This is a genomic window from Clostridium pascui (assembly GCF_016908015.1).
Lineage (GTDB): Bacteria > Bacillota > Clostridia > Clostridiales > Clostridiaceae > Clostridium_AK > Clostridium_AK pascui.
This window is the reverse complement of record NZ_JAFBDB010000001.1, coordinates 316609-330375: the sequence shown is the minus strand read 5'-3', so window position 1 is coordinate 330375 and position 13767 is coordinate 316609. Positions and strand designations below refer to the sequence as shown.

20 protein-coding genes are annotated in these 13767 nt (G+C 31.2%); 1 reads left to right on the top strand and 19 read right to left on the bottom strand.

The features are described from left to right. Positions 1 to 341 precede the first annotated feature (341 nt). The 10 genes from JOC70_RS01825 to JOC70_RS01780 all read right to left on the bottom strand — a co-directional run bounded on the left by JOC70_RS01825 (position 342) and on the right by JOC70_RS01780 (position 8042). Positions 342 to 1106: a hypothetical protein gene (locus tag JOC70_RS01825; RefSeq protein ID WP_204597205.1), complete on the bottom strand. Its 765-nt coding sequence runs from the start codon at positions 1104 to 1106 to the stop codon at positions 342 to 344. A gap of 128 nt (positions 1107 to 1234) precedes the next feature. Next, on the bottom strand, positions 1235 to 1918 hold the full coding sequence (locus JOC70_RS19140; RefSeq protein ID WP_243429018.1) for an SHOCT domain-containing protein: 684 nt from the start codon (positions 1916 to 1918) through the stop codon (positions 1235 to 1237). A gap of 345 nt (positions 1919 to 2263) precedes the next feature. After that, positions 2264 to 2677 (bottom strand): hypothetical protein, encoded by a 414-nt coding sequence (locus JOC70_RS01815; protein ID WP_204597204.1) that lies wholly within the window; start codon positions 2675 to 2677, stop codon positions 2264 to 2266. Between the two features lie 132 nt (positions 2678 to 2809). Then, positions 2810 to 3271, bottom strand: a complete 462-nt coding sequence (locus JOC70_RS01810) for a DUF5071 domain-containing protein (RefSeq protein ID WP_204597203.1) — start codon at positions 3269 to 3271, stop codon at positions 2810 to 2812. An 85-nt stretch (positions 3272 to 3356) separates the two neighbouring features. Further along, on the bottom strand, positions 3357 to 3656 hold the full coding sequence (locus JOC70_RS01805; protein WP_204597202.1) for a hypothetical protein: 300 nt from the start codon (positions 3654 to 3656) through the stop codon (positions 3357 to 3359). A gap of 304 nt (positions 3657 to 3960) precedes the next feature. Next, positions 3961 to 4929 carry a hypothetical protein gene (locus JOC70_RS01800; RefSeq protein ID WP_204597201.1) on the bottom strand — a complete coding sequence of 323 codons (969 nt, stop codon included), beginning with the start codon at positions 4927 to 4929 and terminating at the stop codon, positions 3961 to 3963. A gap of 127 nt (positions 4930 to 5056) precedes the next feature. Then, positions 5057 to 5236 (bottom strand): hypothetical protein, encoded by a 180-nt coding sequence (locus JOC70_RS01795; protein WP_204597200.1) that lies wholly within the window; start codon positions 5234 to 5236, stop codon positions 5057 to 5059. Between the two features lie 506 nt (positions 5237 to 5742). After that, entirely contained in the window at positions 5743 to 6546 is an 804-nt protein-coding gene (locus JOC70_RS01790) for a glycoside hydrolase family 73 protein (protein ID WP_204597199.1), read from the bottom strand. A 27-nt stretch (positions 6547 to 6573) separates the two neighbouring features. Then, the gene (locus JOC70_RS01785) at positions 6574 to 6801 is read right to left on the bottom strand and encodes a phage holin family protein (RefSeq protein ID WP_204597198.1); all 228 of its coding nucleotides are present in this window, start codon (positions 6799 to 6801) and stop codon (positions 6574 to 6576) included. 93 nt (positions 6802 to 6894) lie between these two features. Then, positions 6895 to 8042, bottom strand: a protein-coding gene (locus JOC70_RS01780; RefSeq protein WP_243429017.1) for an IS3 family transposase whose coding sequence is annotated in 2 segments (ribosomal slippage) — positions 6895 to 7781 and positions 7781 to 8042 — 1149 coding nt in all. Because the reading frame shifts where the segments join, the coding sequence is not laid out codon by codon here. Between the two features lie 179 nt (positions 8043 to 8221). Here JOC70_RS01780 and JOC70_RS01775 point away from each other — a divergent pair. Next, entirely contained in the window at positions 8222 to 8428 is a 207-nt protein-coding gene (locus JOC70_RS01775) for an alpha/beta-type small acid-soluble spore protein (RefSeq protein ID WP_204597196.1), read from the top strand. Positions 8429 to 8755: 327 nt separating this feature from the next. On the opposite strand, the gene JOC70_RS01770 is transcribed toward JOC70_RS01775, so the two are convergent. From JOC70_RS01770 to JOC70_RS01730, 9 genes are all read right to left on the bottom strand, one after another. Beyond that, positions 8756 to 8953 carry a hypothetical protein gene (locus tag JOC70_RS01770; protein WP_204597195.1) on the bottom strand — a complete coding sequence of 66 codons (198 nt, stop codon included), beginning with the start codon at positions 8951 to 8953 and terminating at the stop codon, positions 8756 to 8758. 2 nt (positions 8954 to 8955) lie between these two features. Next, positions 8956 to 9612 carry an N-acetylmuramoyl-L-alanine amidase gene (locus JOC70_RS01765; protein WP_204597802.1) on the bottom strand — a complete coding sequence of 219 codons (657 nt, stop codon included), beginning with the start codon at positions 9610 to 9612 and terminating at the stop codon, positions 8956 to 8958. A 13-nt stretch (positions 9613 to 9625) separates the two neighbouring features. Then, positions 9626 to 9937, bottom strand: a complete 312-nt coding sequence (locus tag JOC70_RS01760; protein ID WP_204597194.1) for a hypothetical protein — start codon at positions 9935 to 9937, stop codon at positions 9626 to 9628. 76 nt (positions 9938 to 10013) lie between these two features. Next, positions 10014 to 10151 carry a hypothetical protein gene (locus tag JOC70_RS01755; RefSeq protein ID WP_204597193.1) on the bottom strand — a complete coding sequence of 46 codons (138 nt, stop codon included), beginning with the start codon at positions 10149 to 10151 and terminating at the stop codon, positions 10014 to 10016. A 1-nt stretch (position 10152) separates the two neighbouring features. Then, positions 10153 to 10431 carry a hypothetical protein gene (locus JOC70_RS01750; RefSeq protein WP_204597192.1) on the bottom strand — a complete coding sequence of 93 codons (279 nt, stop codon included), beginning with the start codon at positions 10429 to 10431 and terminating at the stop codon, positions 10153 to 10155. 11 nt (positions 10432 to 10442) lie between these two features. Beyond that, positions 10443 to 11681 (bottom strand): WD40 repeat domain-containing protein, encoded by a 1239-nt coding sequence (locus tag JOC70_RS01745; protein WP_204597191.1) that lies wholly within the window; start codon positions 11679 to 11681, stop codon positions 10443 to 10445. Continuing rightward, the gene (locus JOC70_RS01740; RefSeq protein WP_204597839.1) at positions 11681 to 12502 is read right to left on the bottom strand and encodes a hypothetical protein; all 822 of its coding nucleotides are present in this window, start codon (positions 12500 to 12502) and stop codon (positions 11681 to 11683) included. The genes JOC70_RS01745 and JOC70_RS01740 overlap by 1 nt, the downstream gene beginning before the upstream one ends. 14 nt (positions 12503 to 12516) lie before the next feature. Then, a complete protein-coding gene (locus tag JOC70_RS01735; RefSeq protein WP_204597190.1) occupies positions 12517 to 13128 on the bottom strand; it encodes a YmfQ family protein in 612 nt (203 codons plus the stop codon). A 3-nt stretch (positions 13129 to 13131) separates the two neighbouring features. Continuing rightward, a complete protein-coding gene (locus tag JOC70_RS01730) occupies positions 13132 to 13764 on the bottom strand; it encodes a hyaluronate lyase N-terminal domain-containing protein (protein ID WP_204597189.1) in 633 nt (210 codons plus the stop codon). Positions 13765 to 13767: the final 3 nt, after the last annotated feature.

The following is a 13767-nucleotide window of genomic DNA, read 5'->3' as shown; positions in this document are numbered from 1 at the left end:
CAAAAAAACCTGTAGTTCCTTGAAACTACAGGTTTTCTCATGGTCTGGGTAACAAGACTTGAACTTGCGACCTCATGCACCCCATACATGAAATTAATTTATTTTATATTATTCTTATATACACTTGTAACTTGTAAAGCATTGATTTCACTATAACTTATATATTCAGTCTAGTGTTGTATACGATTTAAAAAGATGTGATATGTTAGCATTGGTTTGCAAAATGTTTTCACTGCAAACCAATGCTAATTCTAATAGAGTCTTTGTGTGAAAAGAATAAAAGTCAGCTTGTTTAGTTGACTTTTATTCTTTCTATATTTAGTACTTATATTTTATTTATATTATATATCCAGCTTTTGGTACGCATCATCTACAATCTTTATACTTTCTTTTAAACTTATACCAGTTAAACTCGCTACATATTTAATTGCTAAAATTTTATTTTTACCATACTTATTTACGATTTGTGTCATGTCCAATTCTATTCCATTGACATCTATAATTTCATTATTAGGTATAAGTTTTTCTTGTTCATGTAAACTGTTTATTTGAGTTCCACAATTAGAACAAAATTTACCTGTTACTTCTTGCCCACAGTTTTGACAGTAACTAATATCCTGGATATTATTATTTTCAGTTCCGCAATTAGAACAAAATTTACCTGTTACCTCTTGTCCACAGTTTTGACAATAGATATTACCCTGAATATTATTATTTTGAGTATTATCAATTTTAGTATATGCAGATTTACATTCATTTTGAAACCGTATTAACAGCATTCTATTATATATCTTCTCATCTACTTCTAATAAACTCCTTTTCCCATCTTTAAACTGAACAGCAATTATATATATGCCTTTCTTTTCAGCTGATGCGGCTGCTACTAAGCCTACAGGACCATAAAAGAATTCTCCTAGCACTGCCTTGCCTATAGCACTTGATGCACTTATTGTCTTTTCACTATCATATACCTCATAAGCACTTACTGTATTCTCATCTAATATTATCTTTTTAAAAATCCCTATCATAATTATAACGCCTAAACTAGTTATAGTTATTCCCTTATCTTTATAAGCACCATCAATAACTCTGTTTTTTGCACCCACTTAATTCTCCTCCTAACAAACTACACTTCCTAAAATACAATTTTCCTTTTTCTAAGTATAATAAAATCCACTACATATTTCTAAGTATAATAAAATCCACTACATATAACTAAATACTTAATACCTTATTAAACTTTTGCTAATAATTCTGTTTTCTTTTTTGTAAATTCTTCTTCTGTTAATATCCCTTTTTCTTTTAATTCAGCAAGTTTTTCTATTTTGTCTAGAGCATCTTCTTTAGCATTAGTATGTTCATTAGTATATTCATTAGAACTAGTACCTATTTTAAACTTTTCCTTAAAAACTGATGATAAAAATTTAATAGCTTCATTTTTATTTTTTTGTGTACAGGAACATACAAAATAATCCTCCTGACCATAATCATTAATGAATCTTATTGTTACTAAAACATCTGGAGCCATTATATCTATTTCCTTAGGTTTTATTCCTGTCATGCCACCTACAATCGCCCCTACATCGCCTAATAGCAGTCCTCCAAGAAATGCTCTCCCTACTATAGATTTCTCTTTCATCTCAACAATTTTATCTTTATCTTCTAAATATATATCTATAATTTTTCCTTCTGCAATAGCAGTAGTATAATATTTAAGTCCAATAATTACCGTGATTTCAATTCCATTTTTACGAGTACCTATACAAAATGCTGGTTTAGTAGGTTTTCTTTCTAATATTTCATCAACCTCTTTAATACCTGATATGTATTCTAGTTTTCCATTTAAATATTGATACCCTAAAAGTGGTTTTTTTCCTGCTATTACTTGTACTTCCTTTTTATCTAAAACACTAAGCATTCACTATTCCTCCAAATCCTTTTTAATACATTATACCAAGTGTTTACCTTATTCGTCTACTTTTGTATTTATTTCACTCATATATTTCTCCTTATTTTATAAATCCAAGTCAATTCTAGCATATATCTTAAAAATCATTTTACCCTTGTTAAATGTAGTATTTAACTTACTTTGATAGTTTCCTATATTCTCTTGTGATTTAACCAATTTTTAAAGTCTTATGTTGAAACTTTGAATTGCTTAGTATGTAGAATAAAGTTTTTGACAGCAAAAAGAAATAAGGCTAATAAAATAGTTTACTGCCTTACTTTTATTATTATATATTTTTAATTTGCACTATATACATTATCCCTTATGTAAATGCTTATTTAAAGCAGTAGCAATTCTATCTAAATCATACCAATCATTAGGTATATTCCCCCACCATGAGAACCGTGATTTAGCACTTCCATCATCATCAAAAAAATAAAGAGAATACTCACATCCATCAACACCTATGGATGATTGTGATATTAGAGGAACCCTGCTTTCGCGAATAATTTTTATAATGTCACTTGCATCATTATTAGATAGATGTATTTTTCTTGCTTCATTAAAAAATTCTTCTTCATCAATATCACTAAAATTTATTGCTGGTTTTGTATGAATTAAATAATATTCATCTCTTTTGCTATTCATACTACATTTAACTAGTCCTATACTATATGATGGCGAAAATGATGGTAAAATAGATAGTAGAACTATTATACTTTCAGACACTTGTAACACCTCTCAAACAGTATTTTAGGTACCTATGAGTTTAGCATTTTGTTTTTACCGTTATTTACCATAATCCCTTAGTTCATCATGCTTATCTCTTGCCTCAGAAGATAAGAACATTACGAATCAATATTATTTCACTTGTGATAATCTAACCAACTGATTAAAAAGGTCATTTTCTTTAAAATTAGAGCTAGGTATATTCAGTTCATCTAATAGGCTTAAGATACCAAATGCCCAAAAATCATCTTTTTCCTTTAATGCTTTCTCCATAGCGTATTTTATATGTGGTATTAAAACTTCTACATCTATGTCTTTAAGCAGTTCTATGATTTTGGGAACACCTGGCCAATTAACATCTTGAAACCAAATCATCAAATAAGGTATCGTTAGTCTATTTCTTGGATAACCTATTTCTTTTAATATTATCGCTGCATTATACCAATAGCATTTACTACATATGTAATTTGATTGATCTGCTAATAATATTGCTTCTTCTTCATTGACTTTAAGTAGTTCTTTCATTGCCCTATGTGTTATATCTTCAGGTTTATTCCAGTCTAAATCTTTTATTAGTTTTTTAATATTCTCCATAAAATCACCCTTTATAATTTAGGTATCAATTTATTATAACTTCGTAATATACTATATTCACGACACAAAATAAGAATATTTTGGCTTAATTATCCATTATTATTTTACCTTCAGCAACTAGTATTGCTCCCTCATAAAGTTTAAACGCATTTCCTAATTTAAAATTTTCAAACGGCGCTTCACTAGATAGATATGAAATTTCTACTATGGAATTTAAGTTATTATCAAACTCGGTACATAATATTTCTGCACTCCAGTCACCTTTGCTAGTACATGTATCATTAAATCGTATTATCGGACAATACTTTCCACCTGTGGGTGGCGCTGAACGACCACCTAACTCTTTTGGTATCCATTTTACTTCTGCAATTACGGTTTTTTTCATAGTTTTCCCTCCATCAATAGTGTTGGGTAATTATATGAAATCATGATTTAATTTTATTATATAGTCACTTATATACATTGTAATCTTATCTAATAATAACCTGTTTTTTATCGCCACACAAAACACCCCCATAATATGTAAATATTCTATGGAAGAATTAATTTTCCTTTAACCTAAGCTACACTTATGAATAGATTGATAAATATAATATCATCTAATGTTGTACTAATTAGTGTTTAAAAAAACAAAATTACCCCGAGCCTAAGCCCGAGGTATGCATTAAAAACTATCTATCCTTTAATTTTTAATCATTAACTGAAATAATTGAGATCGTATTAGTCTTATAGTCTGCTTTAGCTGTAACATTTTGGAGAACTACTCCACCAAACGCATTTTTAGCTCTATAAACCATTTTAATTATTAAATGATCGCCTTTATCAACATAAGTTGTTTTTTCATGTTCAAAACTTTTTTTATCATTTAAATTTTGTTTAACCGCATCAACTAGAGCTCTATGTGAACCATCCCATGCACTGAATTGAGCATTAACCCATGCCTGATATGCATTTTCCTTTGCAATTTTAGCATCTACTGCTGCTTTTGCTTTAGCTTCAGCATCAGCCTTTGCCTTTGCTTCAGCTTCTTTCTTAGCCTCTTCTGCAGTCTTTTCTTTTTTTTCAGCAACTACTTTAGTAGTTTCGACTGAATTTTTTGCATTTTGATTACTCGGCTCAGTAGTTCTAGTGTTTAATACTGCCATAAAAATTAACGCGAAAATACCAGAGAGCACTACTCTTCCTAACTTATTAAATCTCTTATTCTTCCACATTAAAAATATACCTACTGGTGCAAAAAATATAAGTGTCACCCACATGAACCAACTCTTGTTATAAAACTTAACTTGATTATCAGAAATATTATCTTCATTAAGTTTGTATTGCTTATTTGGCATAGTTGTATCATTCTCTTGATATATTACTGTAGTTATTTTGTTATATGCAAACTGATTATTTGGAGCAGCAAATTGAAGCTCTATTTCAGCATTAGCATAGTTTATTTTCATTAATATTTTATTATCGCGGATTTCTAAGCCTAAAATATCTTCCTTACGCACTGAAAATTGCAACTGCCATATAGGTCCACCATGTATCTGTATTTTTCCGTCCTCTTTATATACTCCACATATAAAAGGTACTGTTTTATTTGGGTATCCTCCTAAATACTTTAGATTCCCCCATTTCAATTGTTCTTTAGCTCCATTAAATACGCCCACTAAAATTCCTCCCTTTACCTATATATACAATTATATCATATTGATGTAATTTTTTCATACAAATTATAACACAAAATTCTACCAAATTCAAAAAAATTCCTGAGCCTAAGCTCAGGATAACATTATATTACTTATTCAGTAAGCCTTCTCTTTCCTCGATAAGAGCTTTAAGTTCCTTCAAATCTTCTAATGTTGCTTTGTTCCTAATAAAGCTTCTAGCACTTGAACGTGACTTCAAATAACTGGCATATTCCTTATTCTTATTTTCCCATTTTTGATTTGCTATTGTTTGCTTAGATTTTTCCACAATAATAAACACCTCTACTTTATAAATAGTATTAATAAACCAAGTATTATTATAATAAGCCATGAGAATTTAATTATTAATCTAAATATCTCTTTTATTAACTCTTTCATATTGCTTTAAAGATGGTTGTATGATATTTTATTAGTGAGGGAGGTTTTACCCTCCCTTTAGGTTTATTTTAGGCTATCTGCTACCATTTTTATAACGGCTAGTAGTGTGCCTATCTTAAGTGCCAAGTCGGTGAGTGCCTCAATCACTTTACCGACTTTTTTTATTTTCTCAACCACCTTTCTTTAACCTCCTCTCTACAATTATATTATACTACGTGTAGTATGAAGAGTCAATATCCTTATGGAAAATATTTTATTTTTTTCCACATTAATGTATAATAGTATTAGGATTAAATCTATCATTTCCTACGGGAAATGAAGAGGTTGGTAAAATTTATGCCAACCTCTTTTTATATATAAAAAATAACAGGTAGTCTCTAAAGGCTACCTGCTATTTTATTCTAATGGTACTTTTATAATTATTTGATTTTCTGATATAACCTGCCCATCTTTATTATACCCTTTAACCGTTATTTTATAATTAGCTCCTTTGCTAAAGCTATAGCCACCATTTCTTGCAGTTATAACTTTACTAGTATTCTTTTTTAATACTGTATAGTTTGAGTTTGGAGGTACTAAATCAAATGCCCAGCTTGCCCCCTTGTCACTATCTACCCATGCAAAAACTCTTACGATATCAGTAGAATACTCTCTTATAATTAAATTTACTCCAGGAGCTCCACCATTATATGAAGCATAACCACCACCATCAAGCTTTATGAAACTGTTGGCTTTTACAACGTCATATTTATCTAATCCATGTTGTTTTATTAAATTAATAAGACTTTGTGCATAGGTTGGAGCAGTTGCATAGCCTGCTTCCTGTAAAGCATTTGCTTGTCCTATATAATCTTTAGCACTAAAAAACCCATACTGCTTATATCTAGAGTTATTTACTAAAAATAAAGCATGGTCCTCAATACTCTCAGCAATACTATTATATACTCTAAAAAAATCATTAATTAACGTCTTTTTCCCATTGTAGTATTCATAAGTTGCATAACTTTTCTTTGCTCCTCTCCATTCTCCTATAGCTTTTATACCAAACAGATTTTTACTTTCTTTCGCTAATGTGCTGTTTCCCCAATTACTTTCTAATATGGCTTGTGCAATTGTTATACTTGCTAGTACTCCATGTGCTTTCATTGAAGCTATAGCTCCATCCTTAACACTATTTATAAAATCATCTATATAAGACATAAATTATTCCTCCCTCTTATAAATGCTCTACTTAAGCAACTGGTTTGCGTATATAGTTACTCCAGTTACTAAAACTCCTTGTATAATAGCATATGCATTAAATCCCATTAAAGATATAGCTCCTAGCACACCAACAAATAATAAAATCCAAGGTATGCACCAATCTTTAATTTTGTTGGTGTTTTTTAACATTATCCCTAGTACATAGAGTACTGGAATTAAAATTAAAGCTTGCTCTACAACATAATACATCATGTCACGCCTCTAAATTATAAATAAAAAATACACCCTTAATGGGTGTAAACTGTTCTGGTCAAGCAAAATTGTAACACTTTAGCCTAATATTTTTTATACGCGATAGCGAGCTTCAAAAGGAGTTAATCCTTGGTTAAAAGAATGAGGTCTAAGATGATTGTACCAACTATAAGAATAATCATATACTGCTCTATCTAGCAGCTCATCATTTCTAAAATGGAAAAGGTGTATTAGCTCATTCTTAAAGGTATTATAATATCTTTCCATGGGGGCATTATTATAAGGGCAACCTGCTTTACTCATACTTTGAATTATTTTGTTAGTGCTGCAGAATTCTCTGAATTCCTTAGAGGTATATTGGCTTCCTTGATCACTATGCAAAATCAATCCCTCGATAGAGGGCTTATTACTCTTAAGCGCTAATTCCAGCGTTCTAATAGCTAGTTCTGAGGTGATTTCTTTGCCGTTAAGCGTTGCCATTACGGACCTGTCATATAGATCTAAAATGGTACAATTGTAGCGCTTGCTACCATTGCTCAAGCTCATATAGGTAAAATCAGTACACCATACTTTGTTAGGTTTCTCAACAGTAAAAGAACGTTTTATAAGATTTGGAAACACCTTATGTACAGTACCCTTTAGATATGCTGGCTTTTTTCTCATAACTACAGATTTTAGCTTAAGTTCAGTATTCATATATTTATGAACAGTAGTTTTACTGTATATTAATTCTTCCCTAGCAAGAAATATCTTCATATTTCTATGTCCTAAAGTTCCGTTTTTTTCATGGTATATAGAAGTTATCTTATCTAATACCTTCTGTTTTTGGGTACGATAAATAAACTTTCTATCCTTTAAAAAATTATAGTAAGCATTAGGGTTGATATTGAATTTTTCGAGGAGCCATCTAACTCCAAATTCTTCATGATGTTTCTGTATAAACTGGTAAACCTTTATTCTATTTCCTTCGCAAAGAATGCTGCCGCTTTTTTTAAGAATCTATTCTCCTTTTCAAGCTCTTCGAGCTGCTTTCTGAGTCTTAGATTTTCTTTAAAGTAGTCATGTTCTTCTTTAACCTCAGGATTTGTTTGGCATTCTTCGCGGTAAGCTTTGATCCAGTTTGATATAGTTGCTTTATTTACTTTATACTCTTGTGCAAGACTTAGAAGGGTTCTGCCTTCCTCAAGGTGAAGGCGTAAGATTCTATTTTTGAATTCCTGTTCATACTTTGGTTTTGCCATTTTCACAACCTCTTTTCTCAAATAAATTATATCATTTATTCGACTGAGGTGTTACAACTTTAGTATACCATTACATTTTAAGTTGCGAAAACTTTCCATACACCATCTTATAAGAATAATTTACTACGTATATCTTTAAATAAAAGTATTAAACTAATATTGAATTGGAGGTGTTACTAATGAGTAAAAGACCTTTAGTACCTGAAGCAAAAGAAGCACTAAACAAAATAAAAGCAGAGTTCGCAAATGAATTTGGAGTAAAACTCGATGATGCCTATAAAGGTAACAATACTTCAAAATTAAATGGATATATAGGCGGGCCTATCGGTGGATTAATGACTAAAAAGATGGTAGAGGAGTTTGAAAAAAGTTTAATAGATAAATAGCCTATATACTAAAGTAATGAGATATTAAAAAAGGGATGTTTTAAAACTAAGTAATTGGTTGAGAAACACCCCTTTTCTATTAGTTATTTATAACGAATTCAAAATTTATTTAGTTTTAAAATTGGCTTGTTTATTTTAGATCAGTACCACGGTAAAAAGGGTCATTCGTATGAAGTAGAATTTAATCGAATTGTTGCTAAGCACGATACAAATAATGCTGCGTCAGGTAAGTTAGTGCTCAAAAGTGAAATAAAGCATGAAAAAATATTAAGATAAGTTGAAATATGTAATAATAAAGAATTTTATGATTTGGCTCTATATGTAATTTTAAATATTTCTTTCTCTTTCTTCATGTATTGCTTGCCTAGTTGAGCTAGTTCCAAAGTAAAATCCTATTATTAGTGTAAAAACTGAAAGAAACTCTGTAGCACTTAAACTGCCTTTTAAACTTAAGATACAAAATACTATCGTAGTTAATAAAGCTATTATCTTTTTTATCTGTAAAAAATTCTTAAAAGGTTTCATAGTTATTCCTCCTTTACGTAGGCTTCATAGCCTTTGCTCTTTAATTCCTTTAATAAAGCTTCTGCATAAGATCTGTTAGTGAAAGCCCCTAACTGCACTCTGTAAACTTTACTGGATATAGAATCATTATCTTTTGTTTGTATATTTTGTCCTGTAATACCTTTTACTATGGCATAACCTACATTCTTAGCATTGAATAAAGCTTTATCATGTGCATTATCCACAAATAAAGGTTCTACTATAACTGCTGTCATCTTAGTATTGTTTAATTCAGCTAGTCCTCTTGTATCTGCTTTTGCCCCTCTATTTTTAAAACCTAACTTAGATATTTCACTACATATGTTAATAGCTAAATTTTTACCCTTTGCACTAGAAGGATAATAAATCACCTCACATCCCATCGCTGAACCATTGAAGCTATTACCATGTAAACTTATGAATAAATCAGTGCCCCAGGAATTAGATTTACTTATACTATAATTTAAACTATCAGCTAAACTTCTATTGTTTTCTGGTGGGGTAACATCTAATACTTCATGTCCTAAACTTTTTAGTCCATTTATTACATATGGGCCATATTGTCTTATTATTTCATATTCACCCGGAGCTGCTCCATCTGCACCAGTCTTTTGATGTCCAAATCTCACTGCTATCTTCATATGTATTACCCCCTTATTTAGTAAAAAAAGCTACTGCCGCAGTTATAGCACTTGAAACAATAGCCCAGAACTGTTTTGTATTATAAAATTTAACTTCATTTTTAGTTGTATTATCATCTGATAAGCTTTTAGTAAATGTACTTAATATCTGTTCTGTAAAATCCTTTAAAGTCTTCTGCTGCTCCCTTGAAGTATCATTTATCATAACCTTTATTTCAGCTTGTGATTTTTCTATGTTTGCAAGCTGAATTTGTTGTCTTATGTCACTCTCTTCAAGCTTTCTAATCCTTCCTTCATGGTCTTGAAGCATTTCTAATTCATTCATATTACACCTTCCTTCATGGAAATAAGGCAAAATAAAAAAGCCTGTTACAGTTCTTATTTTGCCTTTAAAAATTATTTTATTCCACTATTAATTCTTCTTTTCCCTTAAGTGTTAAATAAGTATCTATACCCGTTTTTAAGTTAGGTAATTTTGTTACCACATATGAATAGTTATACGCACTTTCAATTATTCTGCTTGCCATATAATCTGACATATTATAATGCACCTCCCATATTAAATATTAAATCGTCCATAGCTTTTTTCATTAAAACTTGTTCTGCCTTTAATTGTGTAACCTCATTCTCTTGTAATATAGGTTTTAATTCAGGATATTCTACAATTACCCCACTTTCTAATTTAAACCATCCTCCATATACTCCTATGGGTAATAGTGAATCTGTTGCATAAGGAATATATCCTTCATGCTCATATTCTACAGCATCTGTAATTATATTTGTGCCTTTATTAACTTGTAAATAAAATGTTTTAACCATTATTTAGCCTCCTATTTAATTGGTAAAGTTATTAGTTTGTTTGCATTTCCAGCAACTCCAGCTGACTTGGCATATCCAAAGTTTATATAATTTGAATAGTATAGGTCACTTAATCCAGTATACTTATGAATGTAATCTCCTAGTATATCTGCCTTATATATAGCTACATAGGGCGCATCAACACTTGTAACTATCATATAAGCATTTAAATTAGCATAGGCAACATACAGTGCATTAGTTGTTGGTAATGATGCTGGGTTTGCTATTTTAGTAAATGTGTCAGTACTACTATCTACTTTATAAACTGTAACATAAGGTGAACCTGTATGAGCAACCGATAAATACTTACCATCTGGACTAAATGAACAAGCATAGCCAGCACCGGTAGGTAATATGGAAGGTTGGACAGTAAGTTTGGTGTATGTGCTCCCATTCTTTTTGTATATTAGTAAATAAGGTGAGCTATTAACTGCAAATGCCAAATAGGTATCATTAGGACTAAATGCACAATCATTAGTATTTGACCCTATTGATATTGAAGAAAGCTCTGTGATTGAGTCATTAACAAAAGAAAATACTTGAGCACTAGTACTGCCTGTTGCTGAACAGGCAATTAAATTGCCAGTGGAATTTATGTCAAATCCTCTTGACTTATTCTGTGTTGCCTTATAAATTTGTGTAAAAGTATCAGTAGTTGCATTTATTTTATAAATAGTTAGTGAACCCGAGGTAGTTCCATTATTTCCAGAAACTATTAAATAGTTACTATCTTTACTGAATTTACATGTTCCAATAGCAGTTGACATAGGATTAGTAGTTGTAATCTGTGTAAAAACATCTCCACTTCGTTTATATACTATAAGATATGGAGTAGCTCCAACCTTTACTGCTAGATATTTACCATTAGAGCTAAAGGCACATCCATACACTACCCCTCCTGGTATAACAGCTGGATTAGTTAACTTAGTGAAAACATCTCCACTTCGTTTGTATATAGTTAAAAAAGGTGAAGATGAATGACCTATTGCTACATGAACATCATCTGGACTAACTGCAACACTATAGGAATCTCCTGTGGGTAGTACATCTGGATTATTAACTTTTAGTAATGTGTCAAATCCAAAGTATCTTCTAGTTGTTACTAAATCTCCTTTTGCCATATTTTCATAACAAGAGGCTACATATTCTCCTTGCCCAACTATTGTAGCTCCACCACCATCATTATTACCACCTTTTACTATCCCTCTCATTATACCGCTCCCTTCTGTATATAATAATCGAACGTTATATTGGAAACTTCTGAGGCGTCGCTTGTTATCACAAATTTACCAGCTTGGCTTTCTACTTTCCATACTCCTTGTGGATCTACTGTTCCTGTTATTACTACTGTTACTAAGCTAGCTGTAGTACAGAAGCTATCTGTTACTATGTGGCTTGTACCTCTTGTTGTAAAGGTAGAGCTTGCTGCCTTATACATAGAAGTTAATTTATTATTGATTTCTGTTTCTGTATAATACCTTTCATCAAAATTAATATCCTTAGTAAATTCACTTAATTTTGTAGGCATATCAGTAATTTGCGACTTAGTATGAGTATGTGTTCCATTCGCCTTGCCATTCCAGTTAGCCTTTTCTGTATCACTAACAAACCTGTTAGATGTATCCTGCGTTATCATACTGGCTGGATGAGTGCTTGGATGAGTATAGGTATAAATACTATTTATAATTACTTTATCGTTTGTAGCATCTGGTGTAATACTTATATTAGTTCCTGCTGCAAGCTCTAATGTATCCGTTGCATTATCAGCCGCTAATATAGTCGTTCCTACTTTTACATTGCTAAAAGCATTTTGATTTGTCTGTGCTCCCGAGGCTATACCTGAAAGCTTATTTTTTTCTTCAGTTGTATAATCATTAGTAGATAGTCCTTTGCCTGTTACCTTATCCACTTTATTATCTTTTAAGCTTTTTATTTCTACATCAATTTTGTCTGCATTGTAATTAAAATCGTCAATATTTACTATATCTGTGCCCTCAGGCTTCTTTAGGCCTAAATTTACTGTGGTTTGCATTTATATCGCCCTCCTTATTCAAAAACTTTTAAGTCATTCCAGGTTCTAAATTTTGCGCTATTCCAAGTGAGTTCATTAAGTTTATCCCACCATGTGTAAGTATACTGAAACTCATATGCTAAGTGAGCTGGTTTTATAGTATCTAACATATCTTTAAATGAAGCAATGTTTCTAGGGATGCCTTTGATTCCTATAAATTTAACTATAAAATAATAGCTTTCAGGGTGATTAATTATTTGTACCTCTCCACCACTGAAAGCCTCTGCCGTTGATTTTAACAATTTTCCATTTACTGTTCCTTGTCCTCTTTTTTTAGCTTTTATTATCTCTCTTCTTTCTTCATAGCTCTTACTTAGGTCTATTAAAATACCATATTGATTTTCCCAAAATGTAAGTCCCCATGTTGCAGTATCTATAAAACATTGTTTGAATATATCTCTTATATTACAGCTTAATAGTGATAACTCATTACTTATAATATTGTTTATAACCTTAAATTCCTCAATATCTCTCAATACAGGGGTTATATATGATAATAAATCTGGTTTATATATATTTGATTCATCTTCTGTTACTGTTTGTTCCTGAGCATATTTAACAGCTCCATATTCCATAACACCATACAAAACCTACACCCCCTTTAGATTATTCCATGTAACTCCGCCTTTTGTTAAATAGGAAGTATCATGGTTATGTGATGCGCTAGCGAAAGCACTAGCATCTAACCTAACCCATGCACTCCAAGCACTACTGTTAGTCTTGTTTCTAAAATATTGTTTACCGCTCGTATCATCAAAATATTGCCATATCCAGTTAGACAAATTATTATGTGTTCCACCGTCATTTACATATATCCTTAACTTTCCATATATTGATCCAGTGTACGGCGCATTAGCTAAGGAGGTTGATGAACCTATCGACATTTCACCCTCGGTTAAAGCATTATTAAAATCAGAAACGGATGATAAACTCTTTTGGATATATACAGTATTATGGTCATGTGTAGATGGGGGATAAGTAGAAGGTTTATTTTGAATCCCACTCCAATCTACTTTTTCCGCCCAATCGACTTTTCCATCATTATTAGTATCATATATTCCTTTAAACATATCTCCACTAACATCTGAGGTATTTATCAATAGTTGGTTTCCACTAGATGTACCTATATATAATTTTTTAGTATCGGTAGTAAATCCAAATTCACCCTCATCTAGCAATGGCAGCTTGCTTTCTATCCCTCTTCTAATCCTTATTTTGGCCACATT